At 31.9% G+C, this 21,817-nt stretch carries 20 protein-coding genes; 5 read left to right on the top strand and 15 right to left on the bottom strand.

What is annotated here, in order from left to right:
• Positions 1-598: 598 nt before the first annotated feature.
• Positions 599-1,270 (top strand): AraC family transcriptional regulator, encoded by a 672-nt coding sequence (locus Q0870_RS15120; RefSeq protein WP_298556709.1) that lies wholly within the window; start codon positions 599-601, stop codon positions 1,268-1,270.
• Between the two features lie 130 nt (positions 1,271-1,400).
• Complete coding sequence (locus tag Q0870_RS15115; RefSeq protein WP_298556708.1) at positions 1,401-3,353, top strand: T9SS type A sorting domain-containing protein; 1,953 nt, start codon at positions 1,401-1,403, stop codon at positions 3,351-3,353.
• Between the two features lie 101 nt (positions 3,354-3,454).
• On the opposite strand, the gene Q0870_RS15110 is transcribed toward Q0870_RS15115, so the two are convergent.
• Positions 3,455-4,147 (bottom strand): peptidoglycan DD-metalloendopeptidase family protein, encoded by a 693-nt coding sequence (locus Q0870_RS15110; protein WP_298556707.1) that lies wholly within the window; start codon positions 4,145-4,147, stop codon positions 3,455-3,457.
• A 212-nt stretch (positions 4,148-4,359) separates the two neighbouring features.
• Positions 4,360-5,664, bottom strand: coding sequence for a 30S ribosomal protein S12 methylthiotransferase RimO (rimO, locus tag Q0870_RS15105; protein ID WP_298556706.1), 1,305 nt, complete (start codon positions 5,662-5,664; stop codon positions 4,360-4,362).
• A gap of 83 nt (positions 5,665-5,747) precedes the next feature.
• Here rimO and Q0870_RS15100 point away from each other — a divergent pair, with 83 nt between their 5' ends.
• A complete protein-coding gene (locus Q0870_RS15100) occupies positions 5,748-6,836 on the top strand; it encodes a serine hydrolase (RefSeq protein ID WP_298556705.1) in 1,089 nt (362 codons plus the stop codon).
• 411 nt (positions 6,837-7,247) lie between these two features.
• Here Q0870_RS15100 and ftsY read toward each other — a convergent pair whose 3' ends face one another.
• The 11 genes from ftsY to recR all read right to left on the bottom strand — a co-directional run bounded on the left by ftsY (position 7,248) and on the right by recR (position 15,552).
• Entirely contained in the window at positions 7,248-8,222 is a 975-nt protein-coding gene (ftsY, locus tag Q0870_RS15095) for a signal recognition particle-docking protein FtsY (RefSeq protein WP_298556704.1), read from the bottom strand.
• A 265-nt stretch (positions 8,223-8,487) separates the two neighbouring features.
• Positions 8,488-8,640, bottom strand: a complete 153-nt coding sequence (locus tag Q0870_RS15090; protein ID WP_298556703.1) for a DUF4295 domain-containing protein — start codon at positions 8,638-8,640, stop codon at positions 8,488-8,490.
• A 43-nt stretch (positions 8,641-8,683) separates the two neighbouring features.
• Entirely contained in the window at positions 8,684-8,866 is a 183-nt protein-coding gene (rpmG, locus tag Q0870_RS15085) for a 50S ribosomal protein L33 (RefSeq protein WP_007648529.1), read from the bottom strand.
• Positions 8,867-8,892: 26 nt separating this feature from the next.
• A complete protein-coding gene (gene rpmB, locus Q0870_RS15080; RefSeq protein WP_298556702.1) occupies positions 8,893-9,129 on the bottom strand; it encodes a 50S ribosomal protein L28 in 237 nt (78 codons plus the stop codon).
• An 81-nt stretch (positions 9,130-9,210) separates the two neighbouring features.
• Positions 9,211-10,461 (bottom strand): competence/damage-inducible protein A, encoded by a 1,251-nt coding sequence (locus tag Q0870_RS15075; protein ID WP_298556701.1) that lies wholly within the window; start codon positions 10,459-10,461, stop codon positions 9,211-9,213.
• Positions 10,461-10,802 (bottom strand): Hpt domain-containing protein, encoded by a 342-nt coding sequence (locus Q0870_RS15070; RefSeq protein ID WP_298556700.1) that lies wholly within the window; start codon positions 10,800-10,802, stop codon positions 10,461-10,463. The genes Q0870_RS15075 and Q0870_RS15070 overlap by 1 nt, the downstream gene beginning before the upstream one ends.
• The gene (locus tag Q0870_RS15065) at positions 10,803-11,414 is read right to left on the bottom strand and encodes a fumarylacetoacetate hydrolase family protein (protein WP_298556699.1); all 612 of its coding nucleotides are present in this window, start codon (positions 11,412-11,414) and stop codon (positions 10,803-10,805) included.
• A 31-nt stretch (positions 11,415-11,445) separates the two neighbouring features.
• Entirely contained in the window at positions 11,446-12,222 is a 777-nt protein-coding gene (locus Q0870_RS15060) for a 3'-5' exonuclease (protein ID WP_298556698.1), read from the bottom strand.
• A gap of 186 nt (positions 12,223-12,408) precedes the next feature.
• Positions 12,409-13,737, bottom strand: a complete 1,329-nt coding sequence (locus Q0870_RS15055; RefSeq protein WP_298556697.1) for a dihydrolipoamide acetyltransferase family protein — start codon at positions 13,735-13,737, stop codon at positions 12,409-12,411.
• 87 nt (positions 13,738-13,824) lie between these two features.
• Entirely contained in the window at positions 13,825-14,922 is a 1,098-nt protein-coding gene (locus Q0870_RS15050; RefSeq protein ID WP_298556696.1) for a glycosyltransferase family 2 protein, read from the bottom strand.
• Between the two features lie 12 nt (positions 14,923-14,934).
• A complete protein-coding gene (recR, locus tag Q0870_RS15045; RefSeq protein ID WP_298556695.1) occupies positions 14,935-15,552 on the bottom strand; it encodes a recombination mediator RecR in 618 nt (205 codons plus the stop codon).
• A gap of 184 nt (positions 15,553-15,736) precedes the next feature.
• Here recR and Q0870_RS15040 point away from each other — a divergent pair, with 184 nt between their 5' ends.
• A complete protein-coding gene (locus Q0870_RS15040; protein WP_298556694.1) occupies positions 15,737-17,191 on the top strand; it encodes a sodium:solute symporter in 1,455 nt (484 codons plus the stop codon).
• Here Q0870_RS15040 and Q0870_RS15035 read toward each other — a convergent pair.
• Positions 17,168-17,530: a CoA-binding protein gene (locus Q0870_RS15035; protein WP_298556693.1), complete on the bottom strand. Its 363-nt coding sequence runs from the start codon at positions 17,528-17,530 to the stop codon at positions 17,168-17,170. The two genes, Q0870_RS15040 and Q0870_RS15035, sit on opposite strands and share 24 nt — an antisense overlap.
• Before the next feature lie 104 nt (positions 17,531-17,634).
• On the opposite strand from Q0870_RS15035, the gene Q0870_RS15030 reads away from it, so the two are divergent.
• The gene (locus Q0870_RS15030; protein ID WP_298556692.1) at positions 17,635-20,109 is read left to right on the top strand and encodes an outer membrane beta-barrel family protein; all 2,475 of its coding nucleotides are present in this window, start codon (positions 17,635-17,637) and stop codon (positions 20,107-20,109) included.
• A 480-nt stretch (positions 20,110-20,589) separates the two neighbouring features.
• Here the strand turns inward: Q0870_RS15030 and Q0870_RS15025 are convergent, their stop codons facing one another.
• Complete coding sequence (locus Q0870_RS15025; protein ID WP_298556691.1) at positions 20,590-21,597, bottom strand: beta-ketoacyl-ACP synthase III; 1,008 nt, start codon at positions 21,595-21,597, stop codon at positions 20,590-20,592.
• Between the last annotated feature and the right edge of the window lie 220 nt (positions 21,598-21,817).

Below are 21,817 nucleotides of genomic sequence, written 5' to 3'. Positions count from 1 at the left end.
GCTTTACGTACCCAGTGTTTTCCGATGTTTTCATTACACTAATGTTTTAGTGTATCGCTATTTCAGGACGGGACAGAGATATAATATTAAAACCCTGATAGTTTCTATTGGATTTTTTTGTTTTATTATGATTTTGTTAAAAAATTTAATACTATAGTTCTAGTTATTATATTGCATTTACCATGAATGATATTTTAATTAAAATCCTATCTTATCAATTCCTGTCGATTGCATTATTAATGCTATTAAGTAAGCAAGGAACTAAAAAAGGCATACGCATTTTAGCATTATTTTTACTTTTTAAAGGCATCGCATTATTATCTTTTCAACTTAATTCTTTTATTAAAGCATACCCTGTATTTAGCTTAATTTTTGAAACTTCTTTTTGGATCTACCCCCTCTTATCTGGTTGTATACCTATAAATTAATACATCCAAGCAAATCAATTATTACCAAAGAAATAATAATTAATTTTATTCCTGCAATAGCTTACCTTTTCTACTTGTCCATCAAATTTATTTTATGGCAGAGCAATAATATTACTACTTACATTACAAAAACAGAAAGCATCGTTTTCAATTTTTGTTATTATGCATTAATGTTTTATTTCTTAATAAAGTCCCTTATAGCTTTAAAAGCTCAAAAAAAGTATACAGAGTTTGCTAAAGAACACCAATGGTTAAGAAACTTTCTGATTGGTTTTTTAATTGTTTGGGCTACTTTTGCTCTAGAAAATATTTCTGGGTTTATTGGAATAAATAAAAATGTAGAACGATTAATTTTAACTTTTGCGTTAATACTATTATTTATTTGTAGCAATCTTATCATTTGGTATGCATTAAACACCCCTTCTGTATTTCAGTTTCAAAATAAGATTAAAAAAACTAGTGGTTATAAATTATCAAATACAGATTATAACAAATACACATCTGCTATTAAGCAATTTATGGAATCTCATAAGCCACACTTAAATCCAGAACTTAGTTTAGAGCTTTTTTCTCAAGAAATAGGCATCCACCAACGCGTAATTTCTAAAGTTATAAACTCAGTTTTTAATCAGAATTTTTTTGGATTTATTAATTCTTACCGAATAACGGAAGCAAAAAAAGCTTTAGAGACCCCTACAAATAACCAAACCATTTTAGAAATATTATACGCCGTGGGGTATAACAATAAATCTGTTTTTAACACTTCTTTTAAAAAAGAAACAGGTTTAACACCTACAGAATACCGCTCGAAATATAAATCTGATATTCTAAAAAAAGCCTAAATTTCAAGGTTAACTAGAAATACACAAGTAAAAGCGTTCAACTTTATGTAATCTTACTCTATTCAGTCGATACAGAAGTAAAAAAAAACTTCATTTGAAGATTCTTATTAATCTTTAAAATTTAACATCGATGAAAAAACATGCTATTATTTTTATGCTTATGCTAAGCTTAATAACAATAAATGCACAAAACTATTACGACCAAGTGCTTCCTGGCGAACAAGCTATAGTATTTGCTCCTTCTTCAATCTCTCTAGACAACAGACTTGAACAAGACTCTAACTTTTCTTCAGATGCAAAGCAGTTTTGTTTTAGCATTACCAATAGAGCTTGGAATGAAGGTAAAATTCAAATAACGGAACTAATTAATGACACTTGGACCACACCTCAAGACATAACATTTCAAAATGCTGCAGATGCATGGCATCCTTTTTTTAGTCCAGATGGGAACGAATTATATTTTTCAGGAAGAAACCTAGAATCGATAGATATATACAAGTCAGTCAAAACAGATACAGGGTGGTCTTTAGCCACCCCTTTAGAAGGCATGATTAACTCATCTTCAGACGAATGGTATCCTACATTAAGCAACGATAAAACACTTTACTTTTCTAAAGGTGGAGACATCTACTATTCTAAATTTGTAAATGGAAGTTATCTAGAAATCGTTAAATTACCAGCCACGATAAACACGTATTCTAATGAATACGACCCTTTTATTGCTCCAAATGGTTCTTATATGATATTTTGCTCGAGCAAACCAGGTGGTTTTGGTAGAACAGACATGTATATAACATACTGGCTTAGCTCTTGCACTTGGAGCGAACCTATTAATTTAGGACAAAACATTAATTCTGAACATACAGACTTTGCTCCAACTGTTACACCAGATGGAAAAAATATAATGTTTACAAGAAGTAATAGACAAAGAACAAGTTCTGATATTTATTGGGCATCCATAGAAGGTATTGTAAATGCACATCCAGATTCTTTGGCTCTGAATGAATTAAAAATAGTTTATCTTGATTTTGAAAGTACTGTGGCAGATAAAAAAGTACCTGAACATCTTGCCTTATACTTAAACAATGATGTAAATGTTAATATTTTAGCTAAATCAGATGAATCATTTAATTTTCTTGAACGTGATGCTTTTAGATGGTCTAGAAGCTTTTCAAGACCATGGCCTTACCGCGTAGATATATCTGAAACTGAATTTGAATTATACGGTAACACAGCTTTATCTATTGCGCGATTTGATGAAGTTGAAAGGGATGTACCAAACGGTTACGGTATTGATCTGTTTCTTTATACCAAAACAACTAATGGATGGAAATACGCAACACTAAACAACACCTATAGCGATTTAAATGATAACTTTGATTACTCTTCATTACCTATATCTAACACACCATTAGACCGCTTGAACGATGTTCAACTAATGCTAAATCAAGATAATGGCACAGGGTTTTTAGAGTTATTTTCAAATACTAATGCGCCTTGTTTTACAATTAACAATCCCTTAAACACAGACGAACCGTTAAAATATACTGTAACCGATTTTGTTGATCTTTTTTTCTCAAAAGACTTTAATCTTTCAATAGAAATAGATAATTCTGAATTTGAGTTTTTTGATGACTTTTTAGCTAAATCTATTTCTAATTTTACACTAAAATCTAATACTGAAACTTTTGCTATAGGCAAAGCTATAGCTACTTACATTGCGACACCATCTGAAGGTTGGAAATTAAGTGCGCTTGTTTTTTCTGTTCAAGAAGAATTTGAAGAATCACACCCTTTAACAGTTGAACACAATAATTTAGATAACTTAAAGTCTATTAATCTTTATCCTAATCCAGCAAAAAAAAATCTTAAAATAGAAATGAATCAAACAGATTTATATCCTATTAAAATAGAACTTATAGACATGATTGGAAGAAAACAAACTCTATATGAGTCAACAGGTACCTCATCGGGTAGTCTTTCTTTTAATCATGATGTTAGCCAATTAAGTAAAGGCTTATATTTTGTTCGTATAGCCTGGAATGGCAAGAGCTTTATAAAAAAACTAATAGTTGCAAAATAGTAATATAGAGTATTCACTACTATCTCTAGTCCTAAACAATCTGTATAGGTTATTTAGGACTATAAAAATGGTTAAACAATAGTCTAAACCTTATACAATTCCTAAATTTTCAACTTAAGCAACAAATTTGGATTAGGACAATTAGCTTTATAAAAATTCAAATTTTTATTACTACAAACCCCAGGGTAATCACCTTTAAAATCTTCAATATCTTTTATTATCTGAAAATGCAAATGCGGTGGATAATCACCATTTACCTTAGCATCACCTAAAGTTGCTATTTTTTCATTTTGTGTAAATTCCTGTCCAATTACAATATCTTGAATGGATGCTAAGCTTAAATGCCCGTAAAGTGTATAGAATTCAACTCCAGAAATAGTGTGTTTTAAAATAATAGTTGGTCCATAATCGCCATAATTTGTGTTGTTCTTAAAGCTGTGAACTGTTCCTTCTAAAGGTGTATAAATATGATATTCAGCATCACACCATAAATCAATTCCTAAATGGATGTTGCGTTCATCTTGAGCCTGCCTATTAAAATGATTACTTCGTTTGTAAATATTTCTAACTTCTAAATAACCACCGTAAGCCACTTGAGCATTTTGTTTTGAAATATGATTATTTACAAAACCTCCTAATTTTGAAGATGAAGACACATCAACAGTATTTAGTGTTTGGTTGGATTCAGATAAATCTAAAGGGATGTATTTTGAATTGGGAATGGATGCATCTAAAACCCGCAATGGCTCTAAACTAATATCATTTAAGAATTTCACGAAATCTTGTGAGTTCATAGCTTCAAAAATAAGAAACTAATTCAACGTATTTTCGGCACAACTATATTTTTATAAACACCAAAAATGTCTGGTTGAGCCTTTCTATTTCGCTCAAGACAAGCTAAAGTCGAAACCTATTTAGATTAGCAAATTTTATGACCTTTCGACTGCGCTCAAGGTGACAACGGCATTTCTATTTGAATTTTAATTAAAGTTTAAGGAGTTCAATACTAAGCAACAACTTCCCCATACAAATCAAAATCTTCAGCTTCTATAATTTTTACGGTAGTATACTCGCCAGTTTTTAAATACGTTTTAGTAGCATCAATTAAAACTTCATTATCCACATCTGGAGAATCAAACTCGGTACGTCCAATAAAATAATTACCTTCTTTTCTATCGATAACCACTTTAAACTCCTGCCCTATTTTCTGTTGATTTAACTCCCAAGAAATCTGTGATTGAATTTCCATAATCTGGTTTGCTCTGTCAATTTTCACATCTTCAGGAACATCATCTTCTAAATTATAGGCATGGGTGTTCTCCTCGTGACTATAAGTAAAACAACCTAAACGTTCAAAACGCATATCGGAAACCCATTGTTTTAATTCTTGGAAATTCTCTTCTGTTTCTCCTGGATAACCAACAATAAGTGTGGTTCTAATCGTCATTTCTGGAACCGCTTCTCTAAACTGACTAATCAACTTTGTTGTTTTTTCTTTGGTAGTTCCACGGCGCATACTTTTCAAAATATCATCTGAAATATGTTGTAATGGAATATCTAAATAGTTACAAATTTTAGGTTCACGATTCATCACGTCTAACACATCTAATGGAAATCCTGTTGGGAATGCATAATGCAAACGAATCCATTCCACACCTTTCACTTTTACTAAGGCTTCAAGTAATTCGGCTAGGTTTCGTTTTTTGTATAAATCAAGTCCGTAATAGGTTAAATCTTGTGCAATAAGAATCAATTCTTTAACGCCATTTGCAGCTAATTTTTCAGCTTCAATAACAATATCTTCAATTGGTGTACTTCTGTGTTTTCCACGCATAATTGGAATCGCACAAAACGAACATGGCCTATCGCAACCTTCAGCAATTTTCAAATAGGCATAGTTTTTAGGCGTTGTTGTTAAACGCTCTCCTATTAACTCATGCTTATAATCTGCACCTAATGCTTTTAATAATCCTGGTAATTCAGTAGTACCAAAATACTCATCAACATTAGGTATTTCTTTAACTAAATCTGGTTTATAACGTTCACTTAAACACCCTGTAACAAATACTTTATCAACATCGCCTTCATCTTTCTTTTTAACGTATTCTAGAATGGTATTGACGCTTTCTTCCTTGGCATTGTTAATGAATCCGCAGGTATTAATTACAACAATATTACCTTCCTCTTCATGAGCCACATCTTTACCATTGGCTTTAAGTTGACCCATAAGCACTTCGCTGTCGTAAACATTTTTACTACAACCAAGCGTTACAACATTAATCTTATTTTTCTTAAGTGTTTTTGTACGCATCCTGTCTATAAATCAGGGCGCAAAGATACAACTTAATTAAACCTTTCATATATTTGATAGTCCTAAATTAAAAACCTATAGTTATGAAACCCCAATTTTATATCTCAATATTAATTCTTTTATTAGCTTTTAGTTGTTCATCTGAAAGCAATGATAATGAAGAGCAAGAATCTATTTCTGAGGAATTATATTTTCCACCTATAAATTCTGATACTTGGGAAACATCAACTGCTTCTGAATTAGGTTGGAATGAATCTGAGTTACAGCCTCTTTTAAGTTATATAGAAAGTAAAGACACAAAGGCTTTTCTGGTTTTAAAAAATGGTAAAATTGTTGTGGAATGGTACGGCAATGGTAGCGATGCAGACTCAAACTTGCCATGGAATTCTGCTGCAAAAACCCTTGTTGCATTTACAACAGGTATAGCTCAAGAAGAAGGTTATTTAAATATCAATAATCCTTCAAGAAACTATTTAGGTAACGCATGGACTAATGCAACAACAGAACAAGAAAAAAATATAAGTGTTTGGAACCATTTAACTATGTCTACTGGTTTGGATTATACAGTACCAAATAATAATTGCACAGACCCGGATTGTTTGGTTTATAAAGATGAATCGGGTAGTTTTTGGTATTACCATAACGCCACATATACCCTACTACACGACATTATTTCGGGAGCCACAAATACCGATTTTAACAGTTATTTTGATGAAAAACTAAAAAACAAAATTGGAATGCAAGGTGCGTGGATACCATTTGGGTATTTTAAACTGTACTATAGTAATGCCAGAAGTATGGCTAGATTTGGATTACTTAATTTGAACAATGGTGTTTGGAATGGCACTACTATTTTAGATGACAGTGATTATTTTAATGCTATGACAAACACATCACAAAACCTAAATAAAGCCTATGGTTATTTATGGTGGCTAAACGGTAAAGATAGTTTTAGAGGCCCTGGTTTAACATTAGAATTTCAAGGAAAACTGATTCCTAATGCTCCAAACGATTTAATTGCTGGTTTGGGGAAAAATGACCAAAAAATGTATATAGTTCCAAGTCAAAACCTAGTGATTATAAGAATGGGAGATGATGCTGGTGAAGCTTTATTAGGCCCGTCCAGTTTTGATAATGACCTTTGGGGAGAAATCAATAAGTTGATTAATTAGTTTCGTTCTTCAAAAGGAATTATTTTAACCATAAGGGTTGAAACTTTGAATAAATTGATAAATAAAAACTTCAAAAAAGTGGTATAAAACTAAGACTCCAAATATTGGCAAAATACTTTTATGTTGATATGCTTTATTTCTAATCAAATTATAGCAGATTATAGAAATTGCTAAAAAAATTGGGAATAAAAAATAGATTGGAAATCTAACGTAATCTATTAAATATTTTGGAATTAAAGGATTTGTGATATCAAAAGGAACTTTAATATATGTAAATAAAAGATATGCAACTTGATATACAGAATATATTAAAGAAATTATTAATAAAACCCTTAATGTTTTCTCATTCTTCAAATCACTAAAAATTTAAGTTCTATTTAATAAGATTCCTGCCTTCACAGGAATAACAAATTACTTAAAAAAAGAATCTACAAACTCAAACTTATTAAAAACCTGTAAGTCTTCAATACCCTCGCCTACTCCAATATATTTTACAGGAATTTGAAACTGGTCTGAAATACCAATAACCACACCGCCTTTTGCTGTTCCATCAAGTTTTGTTACTGCTAATGATGTAACTTCTGTTGCTGCAGTAAATTGTTTAGCTTGCTCGAATGCATTTTGACCTGTTGATCCATCTAAAACCAATAATACATCGTGTGGCGCATCGCCAACTACTTTTTGCATGACGCGCTTTACTTTGGTAAGTTCGTTCATCAAGTTTACTTTATTGTGTAAACGTCCTGCAGTATCTATAATTATAACGTCTGCATCTTGATTTACTCCAGATTCTAAAGCATCAAATGCAACAGATGCTGGGTCACTTCCCATATCTTGACGGATCATAGGCACATCTACACGATCTGCCCATACTTGAAGTTGGTCTATGGCTGCTGCTCTAAAGGTATCGGCTGCTCCAAGAACCACTTTTAAACCTTGCTTTTTAAATTGATAAGCCAGTTTACCAATGGTTGTTGTTTTCCCAACGCCATTTACACCAACTACCATTAATACATAAGGTGTTTTGGTTCCGTTTTCTTGTTTTGGTAATTCTGGAATCGTGTATTCAGTTTCTTCGCCAGAATTTGTTTCACTTAAAAGTGCTGCAATTTCTTCTCGAAGTATTTGATTTAACTCATCGGTTCCTAAATACTTATCTTTTGAGACACGCTCTTCAATGCGTTCTATAACTTTTAAAGTTGTATTAACACCAACATCACTAGAGACTAATATCTCTTCAAGGTTATCTAGAACTTCATCGTCCACTTTAGATTTTCCTGCTACTGCTTTACTTAGCTTGCCAAAAAAACTTGATTTCGATTTCTCTAATCCTTTATCTAGGGTTTCCTTTTTTTCTGAGGAAAATATTTTTTTAAAAAAACTCATTAAAAATGTTTATTTATTTGTTGTTATTTGTTTAGGAGTAACGGCTCCTGCGTTAGGGATTGTAGCGGCATCCTTTTTTGTTTTTCTCAAAAAAGATACAGCGGAAAGCCCGACCCTTTAGGGTAACGCCCAAATTACTATTGTCAAATATCTTACCAATTTATTTTACTGCTATTATGGCAGAAATACTCTGGGTTGCTCAAATATAAAAATAAAAAAGCCGCTTTCAGAAGAAAGCAGCTTATAATATCTTAAAACGAAATCTTTATTTTTTATTAATAAAGTCGTTAACTTGATCTGGACTCATGATAGATTCAACAAACATGTAAGCTCCCGTTTTTGGAGACTTTACCATTTTTATTGCTTTTGTTAATCTTTTAGATCCTGTTTGTAATGATGCTACTGATTTCTTTGCCATGACCCTATAACGGTGTTATTTGAGATTTTTATAAAATCTCTAATTATTTAATTTCTTTATGAACTGTCATACGCTTAAGGATAGGATTAAATTTTTTAATCTCCATTCTATCTGGCGTATTCTTTTTGTTTTTTGTTGTAATGTATCTTGAAGTTCCTGGTTGTCCAGACTCCTTGTGCTCTGTACACTCTAAGATTACTTGTATTCTATTACCTTTCTTTGCCATGTCTTATTACTTATTAAATACAGCTATTATTTTAAAAATCCTTTAGATTTTGCTTCCTTAATTGCTGCAGATATACCAATCTTGTTTATCGTTTTTAATGCAGATGTAGAAACTTTTAAAGTTATCCAGTTGTCTTCTTCTGGAATGTAAAAACGTTTCTTTACTAAATTCGCATGAAATTTGCGTTTAGTTTTGTTCATTGCATGAGACACATTGTTTCCAACCATGGCCTTCTTTCCTGTAAGTTCACAAACTCTTGACATTCTATATAACTTTAAATTCTTTGTTGCTTAAAATCGAGGTGCAAATATATAAAATCTTTATATTATACAACCTAAATTTTATCAATTTTTAAAAATTTCTTTTAGCAACATTTCCAGTGCTTTATTTACGGCTTTATTTATGACTTTTATTCGAGAATTTCCGAAGTTAAATACTTCTGAATAAACACCAGTTTTGGTAGCAATAGCAATAAATACCGTTCCTACCTCAGCATCAGAGTCGCCTTTTGTTGGCCCTGCATTTCCAGTAGTTGCTATAGCGTAATCTGACTGAAATAATTGTTGTGCATTTTTAGCCATGGCCTCAGCTACTTGAGCACTCACAACGGAATGAGCTTCAATATCTGCTTTTGTAACCTTTAAAATATTAGTTTTTGACTCGGTTGCATAGGTTACAATACCTCCTTTAAAAAAAGCGGATGCGCCAGAATGCGAGGTAAATCGTTCTGCAACTGCACCTCCTGTACAACTTTCTGCAATAGCCAAAGTACGCGCTACTTTAGTAAGTTGTTTAGCTATAACGACTTCAACTGAGCCATCTTCATCTTCTAAACCAGCATATTCTTCTTTTATTAAAGGAATAACCTTATCTATTTGGTCTTGTACCTCTTGCCTTAATTTTGCTTCATCAAAACCTTTAGTAGATAATCGTAACCGCATTTTCCCTAAATTGGGTAAATAGGCTAACTTAATATGTTTTGGCAAAGCATCTTCCCAAGATTCGATTCTTGCAGCTAAAGCACTTTCACCAATACCATAAACAAGTAATGTTTTATGAAGAATAAATGGGCAATTATATTTATCTTTTAACTGCGGAATAACCTGATATTCAATTAACGCCTCCATTTCATAAGGCACACCAGGTAATGATATAAAAACTTTATCCCCCTTTTCAAGCCACATACCGGGTGCTGTACCCAATTTATTCATTAACGGTTTCGACTTTGAAGGTATTAGCGCTTGATCTTTATTTACTTGTAGTAATTCTGTTCTTACATGCTGTTTCCAGATAGTCTCAATGTTTTGAAGAACAGATTCGTCTTTTACAAGTATATCGTTAAAATATTGTGCAATGGTTTTTTTGGTAATATCATCCTTGGTAGGTCCTAAACCACCAGTACAAATAATAATATCTACTCGCTTTTCGGCATCAGATAAGGCTTTCAAAATATGCGCCTTGTCGTCTTGAATAGAAGTAATTTGATATATAGAAACCCCTATTTTATTTAGCTGTTTAGCTATAAATGCAGAATTGGTATCTACAACTTGCCCAATAAGAAGCTCATCACCTATAGTGATTATTTCTGCTAACATTACAAATTAAAATCAGACTTCATTTCAGCACTAGCCTTATTAACCGCATTAAGAACAGTTTCTAATTGCTCAGTAACATCTACATCCGTTTGTGTAAACTTTCCCCAATCTTGTACTTCAATTAATTTATCTAATACGCCTAACTCAAATAAATCTACCGTAGGTTTCATTTTATGAGCAGCTTGGTAAGCCTCTTGATAATCTTTAGCAGCAACAGCCTTCTCCAAACGTTCCGCATCGACAGGTACTTCTTCTAAAAAAGCCTCGGCTAAAGCGGCAATAAAACTCTCGTCATTATCAGCCAGTTCTCGTACTCTAAATAATTTATAATGTAATTCCATTTATTTTATTGTTATTGAAAACATTTCTCTGTTTTCTATAAATCCTTTTAATTTATCATTTGCAACAACTTTGCCAACTCCTACTGGTGTGCCTGTAAATATAACATCTCCTATCTTTAAAGTAAAATATTTTGAGACATATTCTATTAATTCATCAATTTTCCAAAGCATGTGGCTTGTATTTCCATTTTGTACAATTTCATCATTCTTTTTCAAAGAAAACTGAAAATTGTCAATATTATCTAGCTCAAATTTATTAATCCATTTGCCAATTACTGCTGCTCCATCAAAAGATTTTGCCTTTTCCCATGGCAACCCCTTAGTTTTTAAAGCACTCTGCAAATCGCGTGCTGTGAAGTCAATACCAAGACCAATTTCCTCATAATATTTATGTGCAAATTTTTTGTCAATGTGTTTCCCTACTCTATTAATCTTAACCAAAACCTCTACTTCGTAATGTACATCATCAGAGAAATCTGGAATAAAAAACGGCTGTTTTTTTAATAAAATAGCGGTATCTGGTTTTAAAAAAACAACAGGATTAGTCGGCTTTTCGTTTTGTAACTCTTTAATATGTTCGGTATAATTTCTACCAATGCAAATTAGTTTCATAAGATATGAGTGTTATATATTTAAATGTTAACTACCCCAACTTATTATTAAAGCTTCTCAATTTAATCGCAGTCAATACCTTCTTTGTGTACAACGGAAAATCTGCATTTAGCAACCAACCAAAATACCCAGGTTCTTTTTCTAAAACTTCAGTTACCAACTTCCCTTTATGCTTCCCAAAAGAGAAACTCTCCACACCTTCTTTATTGTAAGATATAAAACCTGCAAAATCTGCAAACTTTCTACGTGAGCTAAATTCTGCTAAAAATTTGGTGTCGTTTTCCAAGTCTTCGTATTTATCTAATTGCGCTTTTAAAACCTCATAAGTCGCTTTGGTATCAGCCTCAGCACTATGTGCATTTTCTAAACTTTCATCGCAATAAAACTTATATGCAGCACTTAATGTACGTTGCTCCATTTTATGAAAAATAGTTTGCACATCTACAGCTAAGGTATTTTTCATATCAAAATCAACCTCAGCACGCAACATTTCTTCTGCCAATAACGGAATATCAAAACGATTAGAGTTGAATCCGCCTAAATCAGAATCTTTTATCATGTTGTAAATATCCTTGGCAAGTTCTTTAAAAGTAGGCTCATTCGCTACTTTTTCATTGGAAATACCATGAATTTCTATCACTTCTTTTGGAATAGTCATTTCTGGGTTCACCAACCATGTTTTACTTTCTTCAGTGCCGTTTGGAAACACTTTAAGTATTGAAATTTCAACAATACGATCTTTAGTAATATTGATTCCTGTTGTTTCCAAATCGAAAAAACAGATAGGTTTTGTTAGGTTTAATTGCATTCAAATTAATTATTAATGAACTGTAAATATACTAAATTGTTAAAGTGCATAAGCGAAAAAACCAACCGTTTTATAGGTTGGTTTTTTCTTTTTTCTCTTCCATGAAAGGAAAAATATTTTGATTTACTTAAATGAAATTCCGGCCTTACTTAAACAAATTAATTACAGGTTGCAGGAATAACAGAATCATATTTCTCTATTAACATCCCAAGCCTCTAGATAATCTGTAACCGCTTTTACAAATTGTCCTCCAAGAGCACCATTGACCACACGGTGGTCGTAAGAATGTGATAAAAACATTTTATAACGGATACCTATAAAATCGCCCTCTGAAGTTTCAATTACAGCGGGTACTTTTCTAATAGCACCAAGTGCCAAAATACCAACTTGGGGCTGATTAATTATAGGAGTTCCCATGATGCTTCCAAATGTACCAACATTTGTAACTGTATAAGTACCTCCCTGAATTTCATCTAGTTTTAATTTGTTTTCTCTGGCACGTTTAGCCAAATCATTAACCTGTTTTGCCATACCAACCAAGTTTAATTGGTCTGCATTTTTAATTACAGGAACTATTAAATTTCCATCTGGTAGAGCCGCAGCCATTCCTAAATTGATGTTTTTCTTTTTAACTATCGTGTCTCCTTGAAGAGAAATATTCATCATCGGATAGTCTCGTAATGCTTTTGCAATAACTTCCATGAAAATAGGCGTAAATGTTAGGTTTTCTCCCTCACGCTCCATAAAGCCATCCTTAACTTTCTTTCTCCAGTTCCAAATATTAGTAACATCGGCCTCAATAAAACTCTGCACATGTGCAGAAGTTTGTACAGATTCAACCATGTGATGCGCAATAAGCTTGCCCATTCTAGTCATTTCTATAATCTCATCTTCTCCACTCGAAACTACAGTAGGTTTTTCTGTTATTGGTTTTTCAATAGTTTTTATTGAAGTCGCAGGTGACTCAATTTTCGCTACTACAGGTTGTTGACTATGCCCTCTATTCTGAATGTAATCTAAAATATCATTTTTAGTAACACGTCCATCTTTTCCTGTTCCAGAAATTCCATCTAACTCAACTTGGGTAATACCTTCTGCTTTAGCTATATTTTTTACTAATGGCGAGTAAAATCGGTCTCCACTTGAAATCATAGGAGCAACAGTTTCTTTAGCTATATTAACCGTTTGAACTACGTGCTGAACAGCTTCATCTTCACTTTCTTTAACATTAACAGAAACTTCTTCGTTTGAATTGTCAATAGAATCATTATCTGCTTCAGTCTCAATTATTGCCAAAACTTGCCCAACCTGCACAACATCGTCAACATTAAAAAAACGCTCCACCAATACACCATCAACTTCACTAGGCACTTCACTATCTACCTTATCTGTAGCTATTTCCAATACCGGATCATCCATTTCAATGGTATCGCCAACATCTTTTAACCAAGATGCTATGGTTGCCTCTGCAACACTTTCTCCCATTTTTGGTAATTTAAGCTCAAATTTTGCCATATCAATAATACAATGCTTATTTTTTAATTTTATTTTACAAAATTACTAAAAAAACAGTTATTTTAATTTATTATTCATAAAATAATACTAAAAATTAATAACCTCTCCTCTACTCACTGCATCATCACTTCCAATTACAAATTTAGAGTTTTTAGGCAAAATTTTAAAGGTAACTGACGTATCTAAATGATTAGTTTCCATAAAACTAATAATGTTTTTAAAACTAAGCACATTTGCATCAAAAATAATTTCTGAATTGTTTTCTATATTTTTAATATCTGATTTTAAAACAACTTCTTTATTTAGAACCCGCTTTAACTCTTCATGAACACTATTGGAGATAAATATGTATTTGAATACTTTTTTCACCTTATTAATAGGTTGCTTTCTAAAAAAGTAAACAACTCTAATACCTCCCCAAACAAACAAATCGAATAGAACATTTTTCTTAAAATGCTTTTTGTAAAAAATTTGCATAGCCCCATAAAAACGACGTGCATAATTTTTATCTCTTAACGTACTTTCTCCCTTAAAATGTAATACTGTAGTTTTTCCGTAATAGTAATTAACATAACCTTTTTTTAAGGCTTTATAGGAAATATCAATATCTTCTCCATACATGAAATAGTCTTCATCAAATCCTTCTATTTCATTATAAACCGCTTTTTTTAAAAACATAAAAGCACCAACCAAAATCTCAACTTGGTTAATCTCGTTTATATTTATAGCATTAGCATAATAATCATCTGAATTACCTACCAATTTCTTAAAAGCAGCGTTAACATACGGGATTTTCCTTTTACTTTCTGGTAAAAAATCACCTCTTCCGTTAATTAATTTACACCCAACAATACCAAGATTTTTTTTGTTTTCAGAAAATTCTAATACTTTTAAAAAAGTATCTTCAGCTACAACCGTATCTGGATTTAAAATACATAAATACTCGCCTTTAGCCTGTAAAACACCAATGTTATTCCCTTTTGAAAATCCATAATTATCCTTGTTTTCTATTAGGCTTACATTAGGAAATAAACTCTTTACCATCTGACAACTATCGTCTTCAGAATTATTATCTACAACAATAATTTCGGCATCAATATTTAAAATAGCAGCCTCAACACTTCTTAGACATAATTCTAAAAAATATTGAACATTATAATTTAATATTATTACTGAGAGTTTCAAGTTATGTTTTCTTTAAAGCTTTATTGAAGATTCAAATGGAATTCTATTTATTATACTTCTACCTAAGGTAATCTCATCTGCATACTCTAATTCATCGCCCACAGAAATTCCTCTTGCTATAGTTGACGTTGTTACATTATAATCTTTAATTTGTTTGAAAATATAAAAGTTAGTTGTATCGCCTTCCATAGTAGAACTTAAAGCAAAAATAAGTTCTGAAACTTTACCTTCTTTCACTTTATGTACTAAAGATTCTATATTTAAATCGTGTGGACCAATACCATCCATAGGTGAAATTTTACCACCTAAAACATGATATAAGCCTCTGAAAGAACTTGTATTCTCAATAGCCATAACATCTCTAATGTCTTCAACAACACAAATTATCCCTTCATTACGTTTGGGATTAGAACATATTTCGCATAATGTAACATCACTTATATTATGGCAAGACTTACAAAATTTCACATCCTTTCGCATGCTTTGCAAGGCTTCAGACAATGCTAACGTTTGCTCCTGAGGTTGTCTTAACATGTGCAATACCAAACGTAAAGCTGTACGCTTACCAATACCCGGTAATTGCGACATTTCATTTACCGCACGCTCCAATAATTTTGAAGAAAATTCCATTGTCTGCGAAATTACTATTTAGACATGAATTTCACTAATTTAAAGTTGTCCTTTTAAAATGTCATTATCCCAAATCTATTTTTCAAATTCGTTTTTAATGAAGATTATAATTTTCAGTAAAACCCAGGAGCCTCATTTTTCAATTTATATTTGTACTTTCAAAACTTGAAAAATTAGTTTTTTTATGACCTCTACTCAAATCATGCTTCTTATAGCAGCTTATTTTATTGTTTTAATCTTAATTTCTTATTTTACTGGTAAAGAAGACAGTAACGCTGCCTTTTTTAAAGCCAACAAGTCTGCACCTTGGTATTTAGTAGCATTTGGGATGATAGGCGCTTCGCTTTCTGGTGTTACTTTTATATCGGTTCCTGGGATGATTGGAGGACAAGAATTTGCATATATGCAAGGGGTTTTTGGTTTTTTTATAGGTTATATATTTATTTTAACAACCTTACTTCCGCTTTACTACAAACTAAATGTAACATCTATCTATGAGTATTTAGAACAGCGTTTTGGAAAAGTAAGCTACAAAACCGGAGCATTTTTCTTTTTACTCTCAAGAGTTACAGGGGCTTCTTTTAGGCTTTTTCTAGTGGCCTTAGCCATGCAATATATTGTTTTTGAAAGAATTGGAGTTCCATTTTGGGTTACAGTAGTTATTTCAATTTTGCTTATTTGGATTTACACAAATAGAGGCGGAATAAAAACAATTATATGGACGGATACCATACAAACCTTAGCTATGTTAACATCTGTTTTAGTAGCAATTTATTTAATTAATGAGAAACTAGACTGGTCGTTTATTGAGGCATTAAAATCTGAAACCTTCTCTCAAAAAAGTAAAATATTCTTTTTTGACGACCCAAATTCTAAAACTTATTTTTGGAAGTACTTTATTGGGGGTATATTCATAGCAATAGCCATGACTGGGTTAGACCAAGATATGATGCAAAAAAATCTAACCTGTAAAAACAAAGACGAAGCTCAAAAAAACATGTTCACTATGGCAACATTAGTTGTTTTTGTGAATTTTATATTTTTATCTCTTGGTGCTTTATTGTTTATCTATGCCGACAAATTTGGATTACAAATTCCTGTTGTAGATGGAAGAACAAGAACAGATTTATTATTTCCTGAAATTGCCATGAACCAAGGCCTTGGTAGTGCCTTGGCTGTAACATTTATTATTGGGTTAATTGCTGCAGCATACTCTAGTGCCGACAGTGCTTTAACATCACTAACCACCTCCTTCTCAGTAGACTTTTTAAACATCCAAAACAAACCTAAGGAATTACAAAAACCTTTACGTAAAAAAGTACATATAGCAGTTTCTGTTTTACTAATAATTGTTGTTATTGTATTTAATAATTTAGAAGGAAATGTAGTTAGTAACTTATTTAAATTTGCAACTTTTACTTACGGGCCATTACTTGGTTTATTTGCCTTTGGTATTCTCACAAAATATCAAATTAAAGATAAATACACTTGGATAATAGCTTTATTATCAATTATACTTAGCTTTATTATTACCTCTCTACCAGAGAGTATTATTGGAAAATATCAATTTCATTGGGAAATATTACCCCTAAATGGTATAATTACTTTTATAGGCTTAATATTGATTCGTAGAAAGTAAAACTAAAGTACAAGCAGCTTCAAAATCAATACTATTTTCTTTTAAAATTTTATATAGTTCTGGATTTTCAGTTCCAGGGTTAAAAATTACACGTTCTGGTTTTAAAGACAATATATAGTCATAATATTCTTTTTGACGTTTAGAGTTTAAATATAAAGTTACTGTATTTATATCTTTATAAGGTAACAATTCAGTATCAATATTAATACCAGATACATCTCCAGCCCTTAATCCAAAGGCTACAGTTTCAATATTATTAGCTGCCAATCTTTGGACAGCATAATTAGAATATCTATTAGGTTTTAGTGATGCTCCAAGCACCAATGTTTTTTTATTCATATGTTAAAAAAGTTAAAAGACTGTTAATAATTACTAAAATTAGTAACAGAAATTCAAATTTAGCGTCTTCTAAGAAACATCAATCAAAAAATCAAACCAATTAAATGAGAAAACTACTCTATTTGTGTGTTATTTTATTTTCTATTACAACAGCACATGCTACAGACCCAGACCCCAAATCTGACAAAACTGGTACCATATCAGGCAAAGTTTTAGACGCAACTTTAAAAGAACCCTTACCGTATGTTAATGTGATTATTAAAAATACTTCTGGTAAAACCCTAACTGGAAGCATTACTTTAGACGATGGCACGTTTACTATCAACAAAGTAGATGAAGGCGACTTAATTGTTAGTATTCAATACATAGGTTACAAAACAACTAACAAAAATATTACTATCGGCAGAGGAAATTACAAAGTTGATTTGGGTAATATTTTACTTGAGGAAGAAGCTGAAGGGCTAGACGAAGTTACAGTAGTAGCAGACGTGTCGACAATTCAGCAAAAAGTAGACCGGAAAGTTATTACTATTGGAAAAGACTTAACCACTGCAGGAGCAAGTGCTAGCGATATTATGGTTAACCTTCCCTCGGTTAGTGTAGATCAACAAACTGGAAATATTAGCTTGCGTGGTAACGAAAATGTTCGTGTTATGGTTGATGGTAAGTTAAGCAACGTACCTGTTGCACAATTATTAAAACAAATACCATCTACATCCATCAAACAAATAGAATTAATTACCAATCCATCAGCAAAGTACAATCCTGAAGGCATGAGTGGAATTATAAACATTAAACTCCATAAAAACACACAAATTGGATTTAATGGAAATTTTAATATTGGTGTAACTAACGAAGTTTTTGCAAAATTCAATAGTTCAATAGACATGAATTATAGAAATGGTAAATTTAATTTTTACGGCAACTACGGAAATACTATTGGTAAATATGATAACTTTGGAGGCATAGATAGGCTCGATGATAATTCGCGTCAAGATTTTAAATTTGGAAACCAAAACAATTCACATTTATATAAAGTTGGTGTAGATTTTTATATGAATGATAAAAACACCATTTCATTTTTTACAAACCAAAATAGTTTTAATGGCAATGGCTGGGGTAGTACCATAATAAAATATGATACACTTACTCAAAGTCTATTAAACGCTACTACTTCTGGAAATAATTCTGGACAATATAATTTAGCTTATAAACATGAATTTACAGATGAAGATGAAACCTTAGACATTGAAATTGATTACAATGATTTTGAAAATGATGAAATCGCTAATTTTGATTATTTTAATTTTGATTTCCCACCTAGTTTTGTTGATAATGTAGGCACGGACCGTAATCAAACAACTATAAATATTGATTATGTGAAACCAATAAATGAGAAAACTAAAATTGAAGCTGGGTTACAAGCGTTACTTTTTAATTCTGATATAGCTTACATGTCTTCGGGACAGTCATATTCAAGCGGAGGAAACATAATAGCAACACCAACTACCGATTTTGATTATAATAGAGATATTTATTCGGCATATTTCACTTATGGCAAAACCCTTGAAAAATGGGATTACCAATTTGGTGTAAGAGCTGAACAAGTTAATGTTACAGCTGATGCATTGAGAACATTTGATGACAACAGCACAGAATTAATACCGTTTACAAATGATTATTTTCAATTATATCCATCGGCTTTTTTAACCTATAACGCATCAGAAAAAAATTCGTATCAATTGAGTTTTAGTCGTCGTGTAGATAGACCAGGCTTACAGCAAGTAAACCCAATAAGAGAATGGAGTACACCTCGAGTATCTTCTTTTGGAAATACAGAATTACAACCCCAGTTTACAAACTCGGTTGAAACTAATTATACAAGACAATTAAAAAATGGTAGTATAACAGCAGGCGTTTTTTATAGAATAATTGAAGATAACATAAGTAGATATGTTCGCATAGATAGAACAGATGTAACCACTGGAAATGTTATTTTATCCTATGGTAATTTCGACAATACATCGGCGTTTGGTATGGAACTATCAACAAATTATCGCCCAGCAAAATGGTGGAGTATAAACGCAAGTTTTGATTTGTACTCGCAAAGACAACGAGGTGTTACCGAAATCTTAGATACTGATGACATACCAAATGCAACTATAGATAATATTGTTAGACAAGAAACCGAAGTTGACAATGTCATTTGGAATTTAAGAGCATTTAATAACTTTAAAGTATCTAAAAAATTAAGTTTTTCTGTTTTTGCAATGTATCGTGGTGAGGAAGAAGGGATTCAATTTACAAGAAAACCTATGTTTATGCTTAATACTGGTATGCGTTATAATTTCTTAGAAGATAACAGAGCGACTTTGAGTTTTAATTATAGTGATATTTTAAATACCATGAAATTTGAATTTGAAGCCAAAACACCGTTTCCTGGAATTGGCGCTTTTAATTGGGAAAGCAACACTTGGAATATTGCACTTTCATATAGATTTGGTGGCGGAAAATATCGTGCATTAAAAAGAAAACAAAGAGATAGTAACACCAAATCTGGTGGCGGCGGATTTCTATAACATTTAATAACCTACATTATATTTGATGGTTAGTGTATATGTAGAATTATTAAATAAGAAACCCCTAAGTTTATATACTTAGGGGTTTTGTTTTTATTATGAGCCTTAAAATGTTAATTATTATGTTAAATTTTATCAATCAACACAATAATATGCAACAAAAAAACGTTAATAATTATTATACAATCTAACCAAAAAACGAAGTCGTAATTATTTAGAGTTAGTCATCTACACAAAACAAATTCGTAGTTTAAGATTAGTATAATTAAAAAACTCGAAACCTGTTTCGGGTTTTTTTTTATTAACCACTAATAATCAGTTAAATAAATTAAACAATTTTGATGTAATGTTTTTACAATTTTACGTCTAATTCGTTAAGATTCTTCAAACAAGTGTTAGTTGAAGTTGATTAATAGCTAGAAAAACCCGAAACTTAACGTTTCGGGTTTTTTGTGTTTTAAAAGACCGTTAAGTTTTTAATTAACTCCATTTTATAATAGCACTAGCCCAAGTAAAACCACTGCCAAAAGCTGCGAGAACAACATTATCCCCTGGTTTTATTTTACCCTCTTCCCAAGCCTCGGTAAGCGCGATAATTACCGATGCTGCCGTTGTATTACCGTACTTCATGATATTATTAAAAACTTGATCGTCTCGCAAACCAAATTTTTTCTGAATGAATTGGGCTATTCTAAGGTTTGCTTGATGCGGGATTAGCATATCTATATTTTCCTTTTGCAGTCCGTTTTTTGTTAAACCTTCTACAATTACTTCGCTAAAACGTACTACGGCGTGTTTGAAAACAAATGTACCATCCATATATGGGAAATATGACAAGTCTTCTTCTTCTGAAGCTAAAATTTCTGGAACCCAATGCGCTATACTTGGGCCTTCAACAATTAATTTATCGGCGTATTTACCTTCACTATGTAAATGGGTTGAAAGTATTCCTTTTGTGGTATCTTCTTCTCTTGATAAAACGCAAGCGCCTGCTCCATCTCCAAAAATAACGGTTACCCCACGACCACGGGTAGATTTATCTAATCCGTTACTATGGTATTCGGCACCAATAACAAGAATATTTTTGTACATGCCTGTTTTTATAAATTGGTCAGCTACCGATATAGCATAAACAAAACCAGAACATTGGTTTCTAACATCTAGTGCGCCAATGGTTGGCATATCTAACATATCTTGAATTTGCACGCCACAGCCAGGGAAATAAAAATCTGGACTTAAGGTTGCAAATACAATAAAATCAATATCATCTTTCGTTAAACCAGAGCGCTCAATAGCAATTCTTGCAGCTTTTGCACCCATAACTGCCGAGGTGTCTTCAGAACCTTCAGGAATCCATCTACGCTCTTGTATTCCTGTACGCTCTTGAATCCACTCATCATTGGTATCCATCATTTTTGACAAATCATGGTTTGTTACCACATTTTCAGGAACGTATTTACCTAGTCCTATTATTTTTGAATTGTACATAAGATAAACCTATTTTTTATTTCCGAGAAGTCAGAAATCTATTCAATTAGATTAACCAAAGTACAAAATAAAAGTTTCAAATTCCAAATACTAAATTCCAAATGCTGAAGAGATGCATTCTTTGGGTTTTAGAATTTTTACTTTTGGAATTTACTTTTTCAAAAGAAAAAGTCGTGTCAGTTTGTCATATTTCATCAATTGGCATTTTTGTTGTCTAATA

This window comes from uncultured Algibacter sp., assembly GCF_947487575.1.
In the GTDB taxonomy this organism is placed as follows: domain Bacteria; phylum Bacteroidota; class Bacteroidia; order Flavobacteriales; family Flavobacteriaceae; genus Algibacter_B.
The sequence above is the reverse complement of the archived record's forward strand: the minus strand, read 5'-3'. Positions and strand labels throughout refer to the sequence as shown.